Consider the following 19,195-nt stretch of genomic DNA (forward strand, 5'->3'; position numbering starts at 1 on the left):
CAGCCGTTGTCGGAGGAGACCGCGTTGTCGCTGTCGGAGAAGACCCCGTTGTCGCTGCCGGAGGAGACCGCGTTGTCGCAGGGCGCGGCGCCGTTGCTGGATGCGTTGACGGATGTGGCCGGGGTCCGGGTGGGGCATGCGCAGGTGGGCGGGGTCGGGGCGTTGAGCGGGACGACCGTGGTGCTGGCGCCGGAGGGCGGGGCGGTGGCGGCCGTGGATGTGCGGGGCGGCGGGCCGGGGACCCGGGAGACGGATGCGCTGGACCCGCGCAACCTGGTGCAGCGGGTCGACGCGATCGTGCTCACGGGCGGCAGCGCGTACGGGCTCGACGCCGCGTCCGGCGTGGTGGCCTGGCTGGAGGAGCAGGGCCGGGGCGTCCGGGTCGGCACGGAGCCCGGACAGGTGGTGCCGGTCGTTCCGGCGGCCGCCCTCTTCGACCTCGGCCGCGGCGGCGACTGGCGAGCCCGGCCCGACGCGTCGACCGGGCGGGCCGCGGTGGAGGCGGCGGCCGCTTCCGAGCCGGGGACGCCGGTGGCCGAGGGGAGCGTGGGCGCGGGTACGGGTGCGGTGGCCGGGCAGCTCAAGGGCGGCATCGGCACGGCGAGCGTGCGGCTGGCTTCCGGGGTCACCGTCGCCGCCCTGGTCGCGGTGAACGCGGCGGGTTCGGTGCTCGATCCCCGTACCGGGGTGCTGTTCGGGGAGTACGGGACCGGGGAGCCGCCCGCGCACCCGGCGGACTCGACGCATGCGGAGGCGGTACGGCAGCTGGCACGGGAGCGGGAGGCGGCGGAGGCGGCCGGGGGCGGGGCGCCGCCGTTCAACACCACGATCGCGGTCGTCGCGACGGACGCGGATCTCACCAGGGCCCAGGCGCAGAAGCTGGCGGGCACCGCGCACGACGGCATGGCCCGCGCGGTGCGCCCGGTCCATCTACTGACCGACGGCGACACCGTGTTCACGCTGGCCACGGGCCGGGTTCCGGTGGCCGCGGAGAACCCGGCAGCGGTCAACGAGATCCTCGCGGCGGGCGCGGACGTGCTGGCCCGCGCGATCGTGAAGGCGGTGCGCGCGGCCCGGAGCATCCACGGGGCCGGCGGCACGTTCCTCGCCTACGCCGATCTGTACGGGGAGAGGTAGGGAGGCAGGGGGCGCGCGGCCGAGGCGAAGGGGCGCGCGGGCGCCCGACTCACAACCGGGGCAAGGGAGTTCACCCCCCAACCGCCCGAAATGCGCCGGGAACAGACGGGGAACTTATCTCAGGCGCCTTACGTTTTTACGAACCCCGGTCACGATGTCAGACCCAGGGACTACGTTAAGCACGCATCAAGTAACACGCGGCGACGGCCTGGAGACAGCACCTTGAGCGATCCGTACGAGACAACCGAGCAGCACCTCGACCGACTCCTGCGACGCGCCCTCAACTCTTTCGACCTTCCCGACGACACGGTCGACCTGCTCGGTTCGGCGCTGGCGCACAGCAGTTCACTGCACTCGTCGCACCACAGCCCCGTGCTGCACCGGGAGACCTACCGCCACACCTATCTCCTCACCGACGGTTCCGACCTGACCCTGTGGGAGCTGGTGCACAGCGGTGGCCGGGACGAGCAGGAGCCCCACCGCCACGAGCTCTACGCCGACGAGGGCGACGCCCATATCGCCGCCGCCCGGCTGGCCGGGAGCCTCTCCGACGCCCCGGCCTTCGGCGACGAGGCGAGCCGCGGGGAGCTGGAGATCCTGACGGTCCTGATGTCTGCTCCCCCGGCCCCCGCGCCCCGGACGTACGCCCCCGACAACTCGGCCGACCACGCCCGCCGGGTCCTGCGCCGCGCGGAGAACGGCGACCGGCCGGGCGAGGCGAAGGCGCGGCTGCTCCGGTCCGCCTTCGCCCACCACATCACCCAGATCTTCGGGCGCCAGTGCCAAGTGGACGGACAGGAGGCCGGGTTCACGCTCTACGAGCACGCCTTCCTGCTGCTGGACGGCAGCGAGACGAGCCTGTGGGAGGTCGAGCACACGGCGACCCCGGACGGCCGCCATATGTGCGAGGTGTACGAGGACGAGCACGCGGCCCGGGCGGCGATGGAGAGCCGTACGAGGATCTGCTGAGCCCGGCCGGGCGCCCGCGTCCTGGGGGCGGGGGGCCGGCCGGACGCCCGCGCTATGGCGGCGGCGGGCCTGCCCTCGGCCGCCGCCGCCCGCCCCGCCGCTCAGCCCTTCGCCGCCCGCCCGCCGCTCAGCCCTTCAGCGCCGGTTCCTTGGCGAGGAGGTCGTCACCCGCCGCCTCGCCCTCCACGTGCGCCTTCGGCCGTGACGGCAGCGCGAACATCAGCAGGAAGATCACCGCGAGCACTCCGGCCACCCACCACAGCGACTGCTGGAAGGCGTCCACGAAGGCCGGGACGACCTCCTGCGGGGCGAGCCGGTCGCCGATCGCGCCGAAGAAGACCACCGACACCAGGCCGAGGCCGAGCGCGGTGCCCATCTGCTGCACGGTGTTGATCAGCCCGGACGCCGAGCCCGCGTGCTCCTTGGGGACCTCGGAGAGGATCGCGTCGGTCAGCGGCGCCACGATCAGCCCCATCCCGACGCCCATGACGACCAGCGGAACCGCCATCTGCCAGGAGGTGATGGCGAGTCCGTAGTGCTCGGCCTCCCAGAGGTACGTCAGCAGCCCGGCGACCATCAGGAGCGCGCCCGCCTGGAGGACCTTGCGGCCGAAGCGGGGCACCAGCTTCTGTACGGAGATCCCGGCGGCCACCGAGACGGCGACGGAGAACGGGATGCCCGTCGTACCGGCCCGCAGGACGCTCCAGCCCAGGCCCAGCTGCATGTACAGCGTCCAGACCAGGAAGAAGATGCCGAGGCCGACGCCGAAGGTGAGCTGCACGGCGATGCCCGCGGCGAAGCTCTTGATCCGGAACAGGGAGAGCTCGATCAGCGGCGAGCCGTCGATGACCGCCTTCTGCCGCTGGTGCAGGACCAGGAACGCGAAGACGAAGAGGCTGCCGGCCATCGAGAAGAAGCACCAGAGCGGCCAGTCCAGCTCGTGCCCGCGGGTGAGCGGGTAGATGAGCATCAGCATGGCGAGCGTGACCAGGCCGACGCCCGTCAGGTCCAGCCGCATGGCCCGCGGCGCCTTGGACTCGGTGATGAACTTGGCGCCGAGGATCAGGCCCGCGATGCCGACGGGCAGGTTGATCAGGAAGATCGGCCGCCATTCGAGGCCGAAGAGGTTCCACTCGGTGAGCAGCGCGCCCAGCAGGGGGCCGGAGACCGCACCGAGGCCGACGACCGCGCCGAAGAGGCCGAAGACCTTGCCGCGCTCGTGCGCCGGGAAGGTGGCGTGCACGATCGAGAGCACCTGGGGCACCATCAGCGCCGCCGTCGCCCCCTGGAGGATGCGGGCGGCGACCAGGATGTCCGCGTTGGGGGCGAGGCCGCAGAGGGCCGAGGCGATCGTGAACCCGGCGATGCCGACGAGGAAGAGCCGCTTGCGCCCGTAGATGTCGCCGAGCCGGCCGCCGGTGATCAGTCCGGCCGCGAACGCGAGCGCGTATCCGGCGGTGATCCACTGGATCGCGGAGACGGAGGCCTCCATGTCCTGGCTGATGCTCGGGATGGCGATGTTGACGATCGTGACGTCGACGAGGTCCATGAAGGCCGCGGTCATCACGATGGCGAGCGCGAACCAGCGGCGCCGGTCGGCGGGTTCGGGCAGAGGCGGTGCGGTGCTCGGCGCGGTTCTCGGCGCTGGGCTCGACGCTGTACTCGGTGCGGTGTTCGGTGCCGGGTCCGGCAGCGCTGCGGAAGAAGACATGAGAAGAAGCTATTCGTTCATTAGGACTGATCGTGACCTGATGGCCGCGCATCCTGGATCCCATGACCGACACCCCGGCACGACTGCTGAAGCTGCTGTCGCTCCTCCAGACCCCGCGCGAGTGGCCCGGCGGTGAGCTGGCCGAACGGCTCGACGTCAGTCCGCGCACGATCCGCCGCGACATCGACCGGCTGCGGGAGCTGGGCTATCCGGTCGAGGCCTCGCGCGGTGCGATGGGCGGCTACCGCCTGGTCGCGGGCGCCGCCCTGCCGCCGCTCGTGCTGGACGACGAGGAGGCGGTCGCCATCGCGGTCGGGCTGCGGGCCGGGGCCGGGCACGCCATCGAGGGCGTCGACGAGGCCTCCGTACGGGCGCTGGCGAAGCTGGAACAGGTGCTGCCGTCGCGGTTGCGGCACCGGGTCTCGGCGCTGCAGAACGCCACGGTGCCGCTGACGCGGGGCGACGGGGCCACCATCGATCCGCGGACCCTGACGACGCTGGCGTCGGCGGCCACCGCACAGGAGCGGCTGAGGTTCTCGTACCGCAGTGGCGACGGTACGGAGACGAAGCGGCAGGTCGAGCCGTACCGGCTGGTGAGCACCGGGCGACGGTGGTACCTGGTCGCGTACGACCTGCTGCGGGAGGACTGGCGGACGTTCCGGGTGGACCGGGTCTCGGAGCCGTTCGCGACGGGCGCCCGGTTCACGGCTCGGCCGCTGCCCGTGGAGGGCGGCGAGGGCGGGGCGGACGACGCGGCGCGGTACTTCGCGCGGTCGCTGGCGAGCCGGCTGCCGGAGCTGCGGCTCGACGTACGGTTCGCGGCGCCGGCGGAGTTCGTGGCGGCGCGGCTGCCGCCGACGCTCGGCGTGCCGGAGCCGGAGGCCGGGCCGGAGCCCGGTTCGGGACCGGCCGGGGAGGAGGCCGGCTGCCGGTTGCGGTCCTCGTGCACGGACTCGCTGGAGTGGGTGGCGCTGCGGCTGGCGCTGGTGGAGTGCGAGTTCGCCGTGGAGGGGCCGCCGGAGCTGGTGGCGTACATGGAAAGCCTCGGCGCCCGACTGACTCGGGCGGCCACGGCCGGGCGGTGACCGGTACGGCCCTGGTCGGGCGGTGACCCGCGCGGCCTCGGCCGGACGGTGACCGGCACGGCCCTGGCCGGGCGGTGACCGGTACGGCCCTGCCCGGGTGGTGACCGGTGCGGCCTCGCCCGGACGGTGAACCAGGGGTGCCCCCGGACCCGCACACGGCCCCCGACCCTGGCCCCGTGTGCCACCCCGGACATGGATGAGCCCCGACGCCGGGGGGGGTGGGCGCCGGGACTCAGTTCCGGGGACCGGTGGGAAACCGGTCGGGTGACCGGAGCGATACCGGTCGGTCGGCCGGGGTTGACCGGCTTGATGGGGAGGCTAGCGGGTTATCCGCTCACGCCACAGCGTCAAAGCCCGTGTCGTGTGCCATTCGCTTCAATTCGAGTAGGGCGTGCTTCTCTATCTGGCGGATCCGCTCCCGCGTCAGGCCGTGCTGCTTGCCCACCTCGGTCAGCGTCCGCTCGCGGCCGTCCTCCATGCCGTACCTCATCTTGATGATGGAGGCGGTCCTGTTGTCGAGCTTGCCGATCAGGTCCTCCAGCTCCTCGCTGCGCAGGAGCGTCATCACCGACTGCTCGGGCGAGACGGCGGAGGTGTCCTCCAGCAGGTCGCCGAACTGGGTGTCGCCGTTGTCGTCGACCGACATGTTGAGGCTGACCGGGTCGCGGGCCCAGTCCAGGACGTTGCCCACGCGCTCGGCGTTGGAGTCGAGCTCGGCGGCGATCTCCGCGTGCTCGGGATCGCGCCCGTTCTCCCGGTTGAACTCGCGCTGGACCCGGCGGATCCGGCCGAGCTCCTCCACCAGGTGGACGGGGAGCCGGATCGTGCGGGACTGGTCGGCTATGGACCGGGTGATGGCCTGGCGGATCCACCACGTCGCGTACGTGGAGAACTTGAAGCCCTTCGCGTAGTCGAACTTCTCGACCGCGCGGACCAGGCCCGCGTTGCCCTCCTGGATCAGGTCGAGCAGGGGCAGCCCCGCGCGCGGGTAGCGGCGGGCCACGGCAACGACGAGGCGGAGGTTGGAACGGATGAATATGTCCTTGGCGCGCTCGCCCTCGGCGACCAGCGCCTCCAGCTCCTCACGCGTCGCGCCACCGGCCTCGCTCTCCACCTCGCCGTCGAGGACCTGCTGGGCGTAGACGCCCGCCTCGATGGACTGGGAGAGGTCGACTTCCTTGGCGGCGTCGAGCAGCGGCGTACGAGCGATCTCGTCCAGGTACATGCCGACCAGGTCGCGATCGGCGATTTCCCCGCCCACGGCGCGAACACTGCTTGCCCGGTCGGTCCCACCGGAGGCGGTGGACGAACGACGGGCGACGGCACGGGTTGCCATGCGTGCTCCCTTGCTGAGTAGGTCGCGACACCTTTTCGGGTGCCCTGCATCCGATGGAAACAACGACTGGAATCCGGACAGAATTCCCATGCTGCCCATTCATTTTCGCGATCATGCAGTACCCTGTCCGGCGCCGACCGGGCGAAACCTGGTCAGCGCACCCACGTAACCGCAGGTCAGGCACGGTGCGCAGAGGCCCCGGCAGCCCTGGCGGGGAGCCTGCGACTCCGTTTCGGGTGAGGCCGCGCTCACAGGAAGCCACACCCACGGGCCACGCCGCCCCCGTACGGAGAACGTCCCTGACGGCCCGGAACGTTCCGATCTCGCGCCCAGACCCCGCCTACCCCGGAAGACGACCCGTATCGCCTCGGGGTTGCTCGCGACCGGTGCTCTCAGCCGACCTGCCGACGCGGCAACCCCCAGCCGGTACCCCTCAGCCGAACTGCACCGAGCGCTTCGCCAGACCCATCCAGAAGCCGTCGATGACACTCCGGCCCCGGTCCAGCTCCTCCTCGGCGGCGCCCAGCGTCACGAAGAGCGGGGCGAAGTGCTCGGTGCGCGGGTGGGCCAGCTTTCCGGCCGGGGACGTGTGCTCGAAGTCGAGCAGGGCGTCGACGTCCTGGGCCCGCAGCGCGCGGTCGCCCCAGTCGTCGAACTCCGCCGACCAGCCGGGGACCCCGCCGCCCTGGTGGCGCAGGGCGGCCAGGTTGTGGGTGAAGAAGCCGCTGCCGACGATCAGCACGCCCTCGTCGCGCAGCGGCGCGAGCTTGCGCCCGATGTCCATCAGCTTCTGCGGGTCGAGCGTCGGCATGGAGATCTGGAGTACGGGGATGTCGGCGTCCGGGAACATCTCCACCAGCGGGACGTAGGCCCCGTGGTCGAGGCCGCGGTCCGGGATGTCCTGGACCGGCGTGCCGGCGCCGCGCAGCAGCTTGCGGACGCTGTCGGCGAGCTGCGGGGCGCCGGGGGCGCCGTACCGTACGCGGTAGTAGTGCTCGGGGAAGCCCCAGAAGTCGTGGACCAGCGGGACGGGCGCGACGGCGCCGAGCGCGAGCGGCGCCTCCTCCCAGTGCGCGGAGACCATGAGGATCGCGCGCGGGCGCGGCAGCGTGGCCGACCAGGCGGCGAGCTGGCCGGGCCAGACCGGGTCGTCGGCGAGCGGCGGGGCGCCGTGCGAGAGGTAGAGGGCGGGCATGCGCCCGGCGGTGACAGTCATGACACTCCACTCCCTGTCCACGAGACTCCCTGTCCACGGGACACTGGACATCGATCATGAATCCCTGATCCCGGGGGATGGTTCTTCAAGGGTCCTGCGGAATCCCGCCGGTCAGGTTATTGAACCTTCAAGTTCCTACCTCCGGAGACCTTAGCCCTATCTAGTTAAACTTTCAAGAAAAGGTCGTACAGTGGAGTACATGACCACGGCATCCACCGGCGCGACACGCTGGCTCACCGACGAGGAGCAGCGCGTCTGGCGCGCCTATCTGCATGCCACCACGCTGCTGGAGGACCACCTCGACCGTCAGCTGCAGCGGGACGCGGGCATGCCCCACACCTATTACGGGCTGCTCGTCCAGCTCTCCCAGGCCCCCCGCCGCCGGATGCGGATGACCGAGCTCGCCAGGAACGTGAAGATCACCCGCTCCCGGCTCTCGCACGCCATCGCCCGGCTGGAGAAGAACGGCTGGGTGCGGCGCGAGGAGTGCCCGTCCGACAAGCGCGGCCAGAACGCGGTGCTCACCGAGGAGGGGTACGCGATGCTCGGGCGTTCGGCGCCGGGCCATGTCGACGCCGTACGGCAGGCGCTCTTCGACCGGCTCACGCCCGAGCAGGTGCGCAGCCTCGGCGAGATCATGCGGGTCCTGGCCCACGGGCTCGAACCGGACGGCCCGGACGCGGATCTGCCCTGGCTCCGCTGAGCTCCCGGACGGACACACGCCTGCCCTGGCTCCGCTGAACCCGCACACATACGCCTGCCCCGGCCCCGCCAGTACGGCGGAACCGGGGCAGACCCATGCGGCCGTGGCCTCAGTGCGCGACCACCGGGATCCGGAGCTCGTCCTCCGCGCCCTCGGCGTCGCCGCCGGAGACAGCATCGGTCCCCGTGCCCGGGCGGCCGGTGTTGATCAGTACGGCCGCGATCACGGCGGCGACGACGAGGATGCCGACCGCCCACCAGATCGCGCTGGCGAAGCCGCTCACCATGGCCTGGAGCTCCAGGAGCTTCGGGTCCGTGGCGCGGGCCGCGTTGTCGGCGATGTACGCGGTGGTGGCACCGGCAGCGATGGTGTTGAGCAGGGCGGTGCCGATGGCGCCGCCGACCTGCTGCGAGGTGTTGACCATCGCGGAGGCGACCCCCGCGTCACGCGGCTCGATGCCGTGCGTGGCCAGGGACATGGCCGGCATGAACGCCGTACCCATCCCGAGGCCGAGCAGCAGCATGCCGGGCAGGATGACGGCCGCGTAGCTGGTGTTCAGGTCCAGCTGGGTGAGGAGCAGCATGCCGACGGCGGCGACCAGGAAGCCGGGGCCCATGAGCAGGCGCGGCGGGACCCGGGTCATCAGCCGGGTGCCGATCTGGGTGGAGCCGGTGATCATGCCCGCGATCATCGGGAGGAAGGCGAAGCCGGTACGGACCGGCGAGTAGCCCTTCACGATCTGCAGGTAGTACGTCAGGAAGAGGAACAGCCCGAACATCGCGATGATCGCGAGCCCCAGCGAGAGGTAGACCCCGCCGCGGTTGCGCTCGGTCAGGACGCGCAGCGGCAGGAGCGGCGACTTCACGCGCGACTCGGTCACGACGAAGGCCAGCAGCAGTCCGGCGGCGGCGACGAACATGGTGATCGTCAGCCCGTCCGACCAGCCGGCCGACTCGGCGCGGGTGAAGCCGTAGACCAGGGCGACCAGGCCGAGCGTGGAGAGCACGACGCCGGGGATGTCGAGCGGCGAGCGGTTGCGGGTGCCGGAGGGCTCGCGGATGACGAAGTACGCGCCCACGGCGGCGACGACGGCGAACGGGATGTTGACGAAGAACGTCCAGCGCCAGTTCAGGTACTCGGTGAGGAATCCGCCGAGGATCAGCCCGACCGCGCCACCACCACCGGCGATGGCCCCGTAGATGCCGAAGGCCTTGGCGCGCTCCTTGGCGTCGGTGAACATCACGGCGAGCAGCGAGAGGGCCGCCGGGGCGAGCAGGGCGCCGAAGACACCTTGCAGGGCCCGGGAGCCGAACATCATCGCCTCGTTCTGGGCGGCTCCGCCGAGCGCGGAGGCCAGCGCGAAGCCGATCAGCCCGACGACGAAGGTGCGCTTACGTCCCCAGAGGTCGGCGATCCGGCCGCCGAAGAGGAGCAGGCCACCGAAGGCGAGCGCGTAGGCGGTGATGACCCACTGCTTGTTGCCCTCGGAGATGCCGAGGTCGGTCTGGGCGGAAGGCAGGGCGATGTTCACGATGGTCGCGTCGAGCACGACCATCAGCTGGGCGAGCGCGATGAAGGCGAGCGCCTTCCAGCGGCTGGGATCGGGGAGCCCGGTGCCGGCGATTCTCGACAGCGGGGCGTCAGCGGTTTTTGACATGGGAGTAGCCACCTAGGGACATGCGAGAGCGCCGAGGACGTCGCGAGGTCAGTCGCCGGTACGTGCTGGCGTACGCGTGATGGAGTGCGTGAGTGGTGCGGTACGTGCCTGAGTGGTGCGGTACGTGCGTAAGGGATGCGGTACGTGCGTGACGTAACAGGTGAGCGCGTGAACGTAATAGGTGAGCGCGTGAACGTAAGAGGACGTTGGTTACGGGGCCTGGGCCCGGGCGTCAGTCGCGGCGCCTCAGGTTCTCCAGGGTCGCCGCCGATCCGGGCAGTACGGAGCGGGCCGGGGCCTCCAGGCCGTCCAGGAACAGCTGCAGATGGCGGTGGGTGAAGCGGTCGATGTCCAGGCAGGCGATGCCGGGCAGCGGCCGGGTGAGCTGGGAGAGGGCGACGAGTACGTCACCGACGGCGATGTCGGTACGCAGCCGCCCCGCGGACATGGCGCGCGACACGAGCCCCTCGACCGCCGCTTCGAGGCGGTCGCGCTCGGCGAGCAGGTCGGGGTGGTCCTTGTCGAAGACGCCGGAGAGCATCGGGCACAGGGCGCCGATCCGTTCGTCGGCGGCCGCGTGCACGAAACGGCTGAGCGCGGCGAACGGGTCGGTCTCCGCCGCGGTGGCCTCTTCGGCCCGCGCGGTGGTGCGGGAGGTGACCGCGAGCACGACCTCGTGGGTCAGGGCGGCGCGGTCGGGGAAGTTCCGGTAGAGCGTGGCGTTGCCGACGCCCGCCCGCCGTGCGACGTCGTCGAGCGGCACGTCCGGCCCGAACTCGACGAACAGCTCACGTGCGGCCGCGACGATCCGTTCCCGGTTGCGCAGCGCGTCGGCCCGCGGTCGCGGCGTACGGCGCCGGGCCGCCGGTGCGGCGGCGTCGGTGGCGCACGTGACGTCAGGCGCGCCGGTGGCACACGTGGCGCCACGTGCGTCGGTGGCACTCGTGACGTCAGGCGCGTCGGTGGCGTCGGTGGCGGTCTCCACGGCTGCGGACCCTCTCTCCGGACGGTGGGTGATCGGCCGACCCCCGCTCGTAACCGGGGATCAGCTCCCCGTTTCAGGGGGACACCGATGCAAACGGGGAGAGCCTCCCCGCTTATTTCCGCCTTCTGCTATGACCTGGGTCACGCCTCCCGGTGGCGAAAACCCTCCGATCGGCGCACCCAGCGAGCGCCTCCGGAGTGCCCGGCACAGGCTGATCGCCAGAGCGCAGTCAGGGTCGGCCGGCTGCCGCGGACCCCGAAGGCGCCTCTATGCAGCAGCCCCGCCACCGGATACGCAGTCACCGCCGCCCCATCGCCCTGGCCGGAGCTACGGCCCTGGTCATAGCCGCCATGGCGTCGGCGAGCACCACGCTCCCCGGCGCCGGACGGGCCGCGGCGGGCCCGGCGTCCACCGCCCAGGACTCCGCGGTCGCCCCGTGCCGGATCGCCACGACCATGGGCGTGCAGATGTCGCTCGGCATGCCGACCCCGCCCGGCTACGCCCGCTCCACCGGCGAGGTCAGGGCGCTCAACCTGATGATCGACTTCCCGGACGCGGAGGCGGACGAACCGGCGGCGGACCGGTTCGCGGAGTTCTTCCCGCAGACCTCCGACTGGTTCACGACCAGCTCCTACGGCCGCCTCGACTACCGCCCCGAGGCCCCCGTCCAGGAGTGGCTGCGGATGCCGTTGCCGTTCGCGGAGTACGGGATAGAGCGCGGCTCACCGTTCGAACCGGGCTACCGGCAGCTGGTCGAGGACCTGGTGGCGGTCGCCGACCCGAAGGTGGACTTCTCGGCGTACGACCTGGTCAACGTCCTCGTCACGCCGAACGCCGGCCCCTCCGCCCTGGACACCGTGCTCTCGGTGACCTTCTCCGGCAACAGCGACGCCCCGGAGGCGGACGGCGTGCCGCTGGCCAACACGTCCTTCGTCTACAGCCGCCAGGACGACGGTTCGGGGTCGTTCGAGCAGACCGGCTACCGCGTCCTGCCGCACGAGAACGGCCATGTCTTCGGCCTGCCCGACCTCTACACGATGGAGGGCGGCGGCTCGGTGGGCCACTGGGACATCATGTCCGAGGACTGGGGCGCCAACAACGACTTCCTGGGCTGGCACAAGTGGAAGCTCGGCTGGCTCGACAACGAGCAGATCAGCTGTGCCTCACAGCCCGGCACCAGCGACCACTCGCTCGGCCCGCTGGCCACCGAGGGCGGCACCAAGCTCGCCTTCGTCCCGCTGAGCGCCCAGTCCGGCTACGCGGTGGAGGTCCGTACGGCGGCGGGCAACGACGAGGCGGTGTGCCGGCCCGGCGTGCTGATCTACAAGGTCAGCTCGGACGTGGACACCGGTCAGGGCCCGGTCTCCGTCGCCGACGCCACCCAGGACAGCGGCGGCTGCACGCGCCGCCCCAATGTGCACGCGGAGCTGTCGGACGCGCCGTTCCGCCCCGGCCAGACGTTCACCGACCGGGCCAACGGCGTACGGATATCCGTGCTGGACGAGGACGGGAACGGGAACTACCGGATCCGGATCACTCGGCCGTGAGCGGTGCGTGAGCCTGGTCCCGGGCGGGGTCCGCGCCGGTGTCCTCCGCCCGGGCCGGGTTCGTGCCGGTGTCCTCCGCCCGAGCCAGGTTCGTGCCGGTGTCCTCCGCCCGGGCCGGGAACCGGCCCCCGGCCGGGAAGCGGTCCCGGAGCCCGCGCTTGAGGAGCTTGCCGGTGGCGTTGCGCGGGAGCGGCTCCTCGGTGAACAGCACCCGGGCCGGCACCTTGAACCGGGCGAGGGAGCGGCCGACGTGGTCGCGCAGGGTGTCGGCGGTGGCCCCGGCTCCGGTACGCAGCCGCACGACGGCCACGACCTCCTCCCCCAGCACCGCGTGCGGGAGACCGAGGACGGCGGCGTCGGCCACGTCCGGGTGGTCGTGCAGGACGCCCTCGACCTCGACGCAATACACGTTCTCGCCGCCCCGGATCACCAGGTCGGTGAGCCGGTCGACGACCGCGATGCGTCCCTCGCGCCGCACGGCGAGGTCTCCCGTACGGAACCAGCCGTCCCGGAACGCCTGCGCGGTCGCGGCCGGGTCGCGCCAGTAGCCGCGGAACAGCGACTGCCCGCGCAGCCACAGCTCCCCCACCTGCCCCTCCGGCACCTCCTGCACTTCCTGACCCTCTGACCCCTCTGGCCCCTCTGGCCCCGTCTCTCCCGCGATCCGGGTTTCGGTGACGGGCGTCGGGCGGCCGACGGCGGCCGGGTCCGCGCGGTACTCGGCGCCGATGTTCGCGAGGACGCCGCCGCTGGTCTCGGTCAGGCCGTAGCCGTTGCGCGGCTCGACGCGTTCGCCGTACCGGGCGGTGAGGCGGGCGACCAGAGCGGGCGGGGCCGGGGCGCCACCGGTGCTGAACAGGGTCAGGGTCGCCAGCTCGTCGCCGGTGCGCTCGGCGGCGTCCAGCAGTTGGAGGGCCGTCGTCGGCACGCCCGCGACGTGCGTGACGCCGTGGGCGCGGATGAGCCGGAGCGCCTCGCCGGCGTCCCACCTCTCCATCAGGACGAGCGTGCCGCCCGCCGCCATCACGCCGTAGAAGCTCGTGAAAGCGGCGACGTGGAAGAACGGGAACGTCATCAGCGAGACCGGGGCCGGGCCCATGCCGGGGATCGCGCCCCGCCCGAGCGCCGAAAAGGCCGCCTGATAGCGGGGGTTGAGCGCGGCTCCGGCCTGGGCCAGGTGCGTGGCCACCGCGCCCTTGGGGCGGCCCGTGGTGCCGGAGGTGTAGAGGATCGTGGCGTCGTCCTCGGGCCGGGGCTCCACGTCCGGCGGCGCGGCCAGCGGATCGGGCGCGGAAAGGTCCTCGTACCGCTCGACGCTTACGCCGTCGGGGAGTTGACCCGCACCCTGGACGGAACGGAAGAGCACCACGCGCGTCCCAGCCCGCCGGGCCCATCCCGCGACCCGGTCCAGCCGCTCGCCGTCGACGAGGAGCACGCCGGGCTCGCAGTCGTCGAGGGCGTACGTGAACTCCTCCTCCGTCCACCAGGAGTTGAGCGGTACGGCGATGAGCCCGGCCAGCTGGGCGGCCCAGAAGGCGACCTGCCACTCCGGGTGGTTCCGCATCGCGATCACGGCCCGGTCGCCGGGGCACAGCCCGTACCGCTCGACCAGCCGGACGGCGAGTGCGGACGCGGCCGCGAAGAACTCCCCGTACGACCAACGGCGTTCACCGGCGATCAGGAAAGGCGCGTCACCGTAGGCCCAGGTCGTCTCCACGAACTCCCGGAGCGTGCGCGGGCCGTCGGCGTACTCCAGCGTGCCCCGCTCGCCCCGCACCACCGCGAAGGGTGCGCCGGGAGCGGTGAGGAGGGTCGCGGCGCGCTCGGCGGCTCCGGGGTCCGGTGGCGGCGGGGCGGTGGTGGACACGGGCGGCCTCTCTCGCGCTGGCTCGGCAGGGGTCTGACGCTACGCGGGCGGGACCCGTGGACCGTCCGGCGCGGGGCCGGGCAGCGGGAAGCGGGCCTCCAGCGTGTAGTGACCGGAAGGATACGGGCCGTGGGTCAGCCGGCCCCCGGCGGCGGCGATCCGTTCGCCGAGACTGCACAGCCCCAGCCCCGGCCCTCTGATGGCGAGATCCCCGGCTGCGGCTGCGGCGAGAGGGCTTGGCCGGCCCGCGGCGCGGACCCCGTCGCCCGGCCGGCCCGTCGCGCGGGCATCGTCGCCCGATCGCCCGGCGGCCCGGACCCCGTCGTTGGAGACCGTCAGCACCACCTCGCCCGGCGGTGTCTCCACCGCCACCCGGCAGCTGCGGGCGCGGCTGTGCCGCAGTACGTTGGCGGCGGCCTCCCGCACCGTCGTGGCCAGGACCGTCTGGAGCGGCGGGGGCAGCGGTGCGCCCGCCGGCCGCGCCTCGGTGCGGACACCGGCCGCCTCCAGCAGGCACCGGACGGACTCGATCTCCGTGTCGAGCGAGAGGCAGTGGTAGCCGTGCGCCACCCGCCGGGCCTCCTCCTGGATCTCCCTCATCCCGCAGAGCGCCTCGGCCAGCCGGTTCCGGGCCGTCTCCGGCGTGCGGTCCATCAGCCGCAGCGCCAGCTCGCACTGGAGCGTGATCGCCAGGAGCCTCGGGCCGAGCAGGTCATGCAGATCGCGGGCGAAGCGGAGCCGTTCCCGGACGACGACGCGGCGTTGGACGGGGTCGGCCGACACCTCATCCGTCGCCCGCTCTTCCGTCGCCCGCTCGTCCGTCGCCCGCTCGTCCGTCGCCTTCTCCGTGGTCCGTGCGGACAGTACGGACAGTCCCCGCACCATGTCGTCCCCCTCTGCGTCCGGTCCTCCGGTGGTGGCAGAGCTTCACCGGCGCCGCTATCACTCGGCTATACGAGCCCCACCGGTGGCCCCCTCCCCGGTGGTACACAAGGCGCCGGAACCGCCGGAGGCCCCTCGTCGGAGGACCGGGCCCGGACGGACAACGGGGGGACCCATGCAGAGGATCGTGCTGGCCGAGGACATGCACATGATCCGGGTGGCGCTGGCCGCGCTCCTGGAACTGGAACCGGACATGGAGGTGGTCGCCCAGGTCGCGAGCGGCAGCGACGTAGTACCGGCGGTGATCCGGACGGAGGCGGACACGGCGGTGCTCGACATCGACATGCCCGGCCTGGACGGCATCACCGCCGCCGGTCTGCTGCGGGACCAGGTGCCCGGCTGCCGGACGCTGATCCTCACCGGCGTCGCGCTGCCCGGCCAGCTCTGGCGGGCGCTGGACGCGCAGGTGAGCGGCTTCCTCCCGAAGCACGCGTCACCGGACGAGTTGGTGGAGGGCGTACGCCGGGTGGGTGCGGGCCGCCGGGTCATCGATCCCGAACTGGCCATGTCGGCCTGGGAGATCGGCGACAACCCGCTGACCCGGCGGGAGGTGGAGGTGCTGGGGCTGGTCGCGGCGGGCGCGGAGACCGGGCAGATCGCCACCGCCACGAACCTGTCGGTGGGGACGGTCCGCAACTACCTCACGACGATCGTGAACAAGCTCGGCGCCCGCAACCGTATCGACGCCCTCCGCACGGCCAAGGAGAACGGCTGGCTATGAGTCCTCCACGAGTTCACCACCGCCGGCGTGCACGGCCTCGTACCCGCACTCGTCCTCGTATAGGTCGTTTATCGGAACGCGCGCTGTACTCCCGCCATGCCAAGGAGACCACGTGCGCGCAAGCAGCGCCCACGCGTCGATGACCCGTACGCCGAAGCGCGCGCCGGGGCGCACTGGGCCATGGAGTACGCGCGCCGGCTCGCCGACCGCCATCCTCCGCACCACCGCGTCCTGATCCAGACCAGCATGTCGCCGAGCGGCTACTTCCACGTCGGGAACTTCCGGGACACCGTCTGCGCGCACCTGGTGCACCGGGCGCTGCGCCGGATGGGCCGCCGTTCCGCGATCCTGCTCAGCTTCGACGACTACGACCCCGTACGGACCGGCCAGGCCGCCCGGGACCCGGAGCTGGCGGGCCACGGCGGGCGGCCGCTCGGCGAGCACCGGGAGCGCGCCGCCCGGATCTGCCGCACCTACCTCGCCGAGCTGCGGGCCATGGGCATCCTGCCGCCGGAGGCCGACGAGGACGGCCGGACACCGCCGGGCGGCGACTGGCAGACCCACTACCAGTACGAGCGGTACCGGGCCGGTGCGTACCGGACGGTCCAGCGCCGCTTCCAGCGCGACGCGGACCGGCTCGCGGCGCTGCTCGGCAAGGACGACGGGCGCGACCTCTTCGCCGTCTACTGCCTGCAGTGCGGCCGCAACACCACCGAGATCCACCGCCTGGACCGGCGAGCCGCGCGCTACCGCTGCCTGTCCTGCGGCGCCGAGCTGACCGCCCGCGACCCGGCGGACGTCAAGCCGTCCTGGGCGCTGGACTGGACGCTGCGCGTCGCACACGAGTCCATCGACTGCGAACCGGCGGGCCAGGACCACGTCAGCGCGGGCAGCACCATGGACCGGACGCTGCCGGTGTACGAGAGCTACCTCGGCTTCCCGCAGCCGGTCATCGTCCCGTACGGGCTGGTCCGCGCCGAGCAGGGCAGCGGCAAGATCTCCGGGTCGCGCGGCGGTGGTCCGTACGTACGCGATCTGCTCGCCGTCCATCCGGTGCCGCTGGTGCTGTGGCTGTACGCCCGCCGCGACTGCCTCGCCGATCTGCGGCTGGGTTTCGGTCCGGCCGCGTTCCTGGGCGCGTACGAGGAGTTCGACCGGTTCGCGCGGTCCGCGTCCGGAGACGGGCCGGGCCCTGAGCGGGCCCGGGACCGTGTGCTGTGGGAGCTGCTGACGGACGAGGAGCCGGACGGGTACGGGACGCTGCCCCGGATGCGTACAGTCCTCGGAGCGCTGTACGCACACGGCTGCGCGCCCGAGGCGGCGCGGCGCCACCTCGCGGCCCGCCACCCGCGCGCCGATGAACCGCTGCTGGCGGAGCGGATCGGCCACGCGCTCACCTGGCTCACGACCCACGGCCGCGACCGCTACTGGCCGGCCAGCCCTCAGGCCCCGGCTGACTCTCAGGCCCCGGCCGACCCCCAGGCTCCGGCCGACCCCCAGGCTCCGGCCGACCCTCAGGACTCAGCTGCCCCCCAGGCCCTGGCCAGCCCTCAGGTCCCGGCCAACCCTCAGGCCCCAGCCGCCCCCCAAGCCCCCGCCGCCAGCCCGCTCGACCCGCTCATCGACCGACTCCGCACCCACACCGGCCCCGGCGCTCCGCACGCCGGGCGCACGCGGGCGGAGTTCCGGGAGATCTACGGGGCGCTGTTCGGCACCGAGCACGGGCCCCGGCTCGACACCCTCGCCGATGTCTTCGGGCCCGCCGTCCTCGCCGACGCGCTGGAGGCCTACCGCGACCGCGGCGAACGGCCCCTGTGTGTCGAGCTGCCCGCCGGGGCCACCGACCTCCGCGTCCCCGACCTCCAGGAGGCCCCGAGCCGTGCGCACTGAACTCTTCACTCCGGGCGGCGGGCCCGCGCCCGACGGCTGGGACTCCTTCGTACGCGGCCACCGCGCCTGCGTGCTCTGGGAGGCGGAGCTGCTGGAGGCGGCCGCCTGGGGCAGTCGGCGGCCGCTCTTCGCCGGGCTGGTACGGGAAGCCGGTGAGCCGGTCGCGGCGTTCTGCGGCCGGCTCGGGATCCGGCCGGTCGCGCAGCGGTTCCGGCCGGCCGGGCGGGCTGCCGTACCGGGCTGGTTCCAGGTCCACCTCCCCAACAGCTTCAGCGCGGGCCGCCTGTACGCCCCCGGCCTGGACACCGCCGGACGTCGAGCCGCCACCCGCGCCTTCGAGCGGGCAGTCCGGCGGCGGCTGGGCCCGCGCTGCCTCGGAGTCGTCCACCTCGATGCCGAGGCGCACGAACTCCCGTACCTCGAAGGCCCGTTGAGGCGGCGGCGGGCCACCGCGCCCAACACCGTCCTGCACAACCGCTGGCCGAGCATGGACGCGTACTTCGCGGAGCTGCCCCGGGGCCGCAGGCGTCGGCTGTCTGCGCTGCACGCACGGGTCGGCGCCGACCCGGAGCTGGTCGTGGAGTCGGCGGTGGCCGCGATCGACCCGGTGCACGCCAGCCGGCTGGACCAGCTGACCCGGATGAAGCACACGAGCCGCCCGAGCGCTGTCGTACCGCTGCTGCCCGCCTACTTCGACCGGCTCAACCGGTCGCCCGGCGCCTCCTACTTCGCGCACCGCGAGAAGAGCTCCGGCCGGCCGGTCTCCTTCGATCTGGTCCTGGACGCGCCGGACGGCTGGCTCACCACGGTGACCGGCTCCGACGGCGGCCGGGACCTCTATCTCGACCTGTACCTCCGGGAGATCGACCGGCTGATCGCCACCGGCGTGCCCGCCGTCCAACTCGGCCCCGGTGTGCGGGAGCTGAAGGAATCCTTCGGCGCCACGGCCGTCCCGCGCCACGCGGTCGCCGTCCCCTTCTGACCACCTCCCCTTCTGACCACCCCTCCCCCGGCTCCGCCCTCATCGAAAGCAGACCCATGGACTTCACCACCGCACTCGACCGCCACCTGGCGGCCGTCCGCGCCCGCGATCTGGCGGCCTACATGGCCACCGTCCACGACGAGGCGACGGTCATCCTGCCGAACGGGAGGACGGTGACGGGCGCCGAGGCCGTCCGCGCCTTCCACCAGAACTGGTTCGCGGACCCCGACTGGACGATGGAGACCGAGACGGTCCGGACCGTGGTGCACCAGGACACCGCCGTCGCGGTGCTCGACGTCCACTACCGCGACCTGGACGAGGACGGGAAGCCGTACGCGCTGCGCTACCTCCTCAGCCTGGTCTTCGCCCGCACCGACGGGAACTGGCTGCTCGTCCACGACCAGAACACCCTCTGCTGAGATGCGCGGCCCACAGCGTCACGCGCGC

The 19,195-nt window shown here is 72.6% G+C and carries 16 protein-coding genes; 9 read left to right on the top strand and 7 right to left on the bottom strand.

Translation table 11 applies throughout. From position 1 onward, the window contains the following. The first annotated feature begins 93 nt into the window (after nucleotides 1–93). Both ACQP09_RS13475 and ACQP09_RS13480 read left to right on the top strand, forming a co-directional pair. Nucleotides 94–1,137 carry a P1 family peptidase gene (locus tag ACQP09_RS13475; RefSeq protein WP_433406580.1) on the top strand — a complete coding sequence of 348 codons (1,044 nt, stop codon included), beginning with the start codon at nucleotides 94–96 and terminating at the stop codon, nucleotides 1,135–1,137. Between the two features lie 222 nt (nucleotides 1,138–1,359). After that, complete coding sequence (locus ACQP09_RS13480; RefSeq protein ID WP_433398859.1) at nucleotides 1,360–2,106, top strand: DUF6227 family protein; 747 nt, start codon at nucleotides 1,360–1,362, stop codon at nucleotides 2,104–2,106. A gap of 127 nt (nucleotides 2,107–2,233) precedes the next feature. Here ACQP09_RS13480 and ACQP09_RS13485 read toward each other — a convergent pair whose 3' ends face one another. Beyond that, the gene (locus ACQP09_RS13485; protein ID WP_433398861.1) at nucleotides 2,234–3,817 is read right to left on the bottom strand and encodes an MFS transporter; all 1,584 of its coding nucleotides are present in this window, start codon (nucleotides 3,815–3,817) and stop codon (nucleotides 2,234–2,236) included. Nucleotides 3,818–3,879: 62 nt separating this feature from the next. Here ACQP09_RS13485 and ACQP09_RS13490 point away from each other — a divergent pair, with 62 nt between their 5' ends. Beyond that, nucleotides 3,880–4,902 (top strand): helix-turn-helix transcriptional regulator, encoded by a 1,023-nt coding sequence (locus ACQP09_RS13490; protein WP_433398864.1) that lies wholly within the window; start codon nucleotides 3,880–3,882, stop codon nucleotides 4,900–4,902. A 334-nt stretch (nucleotides 4,903–5,236) separates the two neighbouring features. Here ACQP09_RS13490 and ACQP09_RS13495 read toward each other — a convergent pair whose 3' ends face one another. Both ACQP09_RS13495 and ACQP09_RS13500 read right to left on the bottom strand, forming a co-directional pair. Further along, nucleotides 5,237–6,238 carry a sigma-70 family RNA polymerase sigma factor gene (locus tag ACQP09_RS13495; RefSeq protein ID WP_433398867.1) on the bottom strand — a complete coding sequence of 334 codons (1,002 nt, stop codon included), beginning with the start codon at nucleotides 6,236–6,238 and terminating at the stop codon, nucleotides 5,237–5,239. Between the two features lie 433 nt (nucleotides 6,239–6,671). Beyond that, nucleotides 6,672–7,454, bottom strand: coding sequence for a dioxygenase family protein (locus tag ACQP09_RS13500; RefSeq protein WP_433398870.1), 783 nt, complete (start codon nucleotides 7,452–7,454; stop codon nucleotides 6,672–6,674). A 190-nt stretch (nucleotides 7,455–7,644) separates the two neighbouring features. Here ACQP09_RS13500 and ACQP09_RS13505 point away from each other — a divergent pair, with 190 nt between their 5' ends. After that, nucleotides 7,645–8,157 carry a MarR family winged helix-turn-helix transcriptional regulator gene (locus ACQP09_RS13505; RefSeq protein WP_433398873.1) on the top strand — a complete coding sequence of 171 codons (513 nt, stop codon included), beginning with the start codon at nucleotides 7,645–7,647 and terminating at the stop codon, nucleotides 8,155–8,157. A gap of 109 nt (nucleotides 8,158–8,266) precedes the next feature. Here the strand turns inward: ACQP09_RS13505 and ACQP09_RS13510 are convergent, their stop codons facing one another. Both ACQP09_RS13510 and ACQP09_RS13515 read right to left on the bottom strand, forming a co-directional pair. Beyond that, the gene (locus ACQP09_RS13510) at nucleotides 8,267–9,814 is read right to left on the bottom strand and encodes an MFS transporter (protein ID WP_433398876.1); all 1,548 of its coding nucleotides are present in this window, start codon (nucleotides 9,812–9,814) and stop codon (nucleotides 8,267–8,269) included. A gap of 232 nt (nucleotides 9,815–10,046) precedes the next feature. Further along, complete coding sequence (locus tag ACQP09_RS13515) at nucleotides 10,047–10,640, bottom strand: TetR/AcrR family transcriptional regulator (RefSeq protein ID WP_433406581.1); 594 nt, start codon at nucleotides 10,638–10,640, stop codon at nucleotides 10,047–10,049. Between the two features lie 428 nt (nucleotides 10,641–11,068). Between ACQP09_RS13515 and ACQP09_RS13520 the strand changes: the two genes are divergently transcribed. Further along, nucleotides 11,069–12,346, top strand: coding sequence for a M6 family metalloprotease domain-containing protein (locus ACQP09_RS13520; protein WP_433398879.1), 1,278 nt, complete (start codon nucleotides 11,069–11,071; stop codon nucleotides 12,344–12,346). Here ACQP09_RS13520 and ACQP09_RS13525 read toward each other — a convergent pair. Together ACQP09_RS13525 and ACQP09_RS13530 are read right to left on the bottom strand one after the other, a co-directional pair. Continuing rightward, nucleotides 12,333–14,213 (bottom strand): class I adenylate-forming enzyme family protein, encoded by a 1,881-nt coding sequence (locus ACQP09_RS13525; protein ID WP_433398882.1) that lies wholly within the window; start codon nucleotides 14,211–14,213, stop codon nucleotides 12,333–12,335. The genes ACQP09_RS13520 and ACQP09_RS13525 overlap by 14 nt on opposite strands. Nucleotides 14,214–14,252: 39 nt before the next feature. Beyond that, complete coding sequence (locus ACQP09_RS13530; RefSeq protein ID WP_433398885.1) at nucleotides 14,253–15,098, bottom strand: sensor histidine kinase; 846 nt, start codon at nucleotides 15,096–15,098, stop codon at nucleotides 14,253–14,255. 172 nt (nucleotides 15,099–15,270) lie between these two features. Between ACQP09_RS13530 and ACQP09_RS13535 the strand changes: the two genes are divergently transcribed. The 4 genes from ACQP09_RS13535 (at nucleotide 15,271) to ACQP09_RS13550 (ending at nucleotide 19,167) form a co-directional block, all read left to right on the top strand. After that, the gene (locus ACQP09_RS13535; RefSeq protein WP_404069146.1) at nucleotides 15,271–15,876 is read left to right on the top strand and encodes a response regulator transcription factor; all 606 of its coding nucleotides are present in this window, start codon (nucleotides 15,271–15,273) and stop codon (nucleotides 15,874–15,876) included. A gap of 96 nt (nucleotides 15,877–15,972) precedes the next feature. Then, on the top strand, nucleotides 15,973–17,766 hold the full coding sequence (locus ACQP09_RS13540; protein ID WP_433398888.1) for a lysine--tRNA ligase: 1,794 nt from the start codon (nucleotides 15,973–15,975) through the stop codon (nucleotides 17,764–17,766). Next, nucleotides 17,756–18,748, top strand: a complete 993-nt coding sequence (locus ACQP09_RS13545) for a hypothetical protein (RefSeq protein ID WP_433398891.1) — start codon at nucleotides 17,756–17,758, stop codon at nucleotides 18,746–18,748. Before ACQP09_RS13540 ends, ACQP09_RS13545 begins: the two co-directional genes overlap by 11 nt. Nucleotides 18,749–18,804: 56 nt before the next feature. After that, entirely contained in the window at nucleotides 18,805–19,167 is a 363-nt protein-coding gene (locus ACQP09_RS13550) for a YybH family protein (RefSeq protein WP_433398894.1), read from the top strand. Nucleotides 19,168–19,195 lie beyond the last annotated feature (28 nt).

The organism is Streptomyces sp. CA-146814 (genome assembly GCF_050942385.1).
GTDB lineage: Bacteria > Actinomycetota > Actinomycetes > Streptomycetales > Streptomycetaceae > Streptomyces.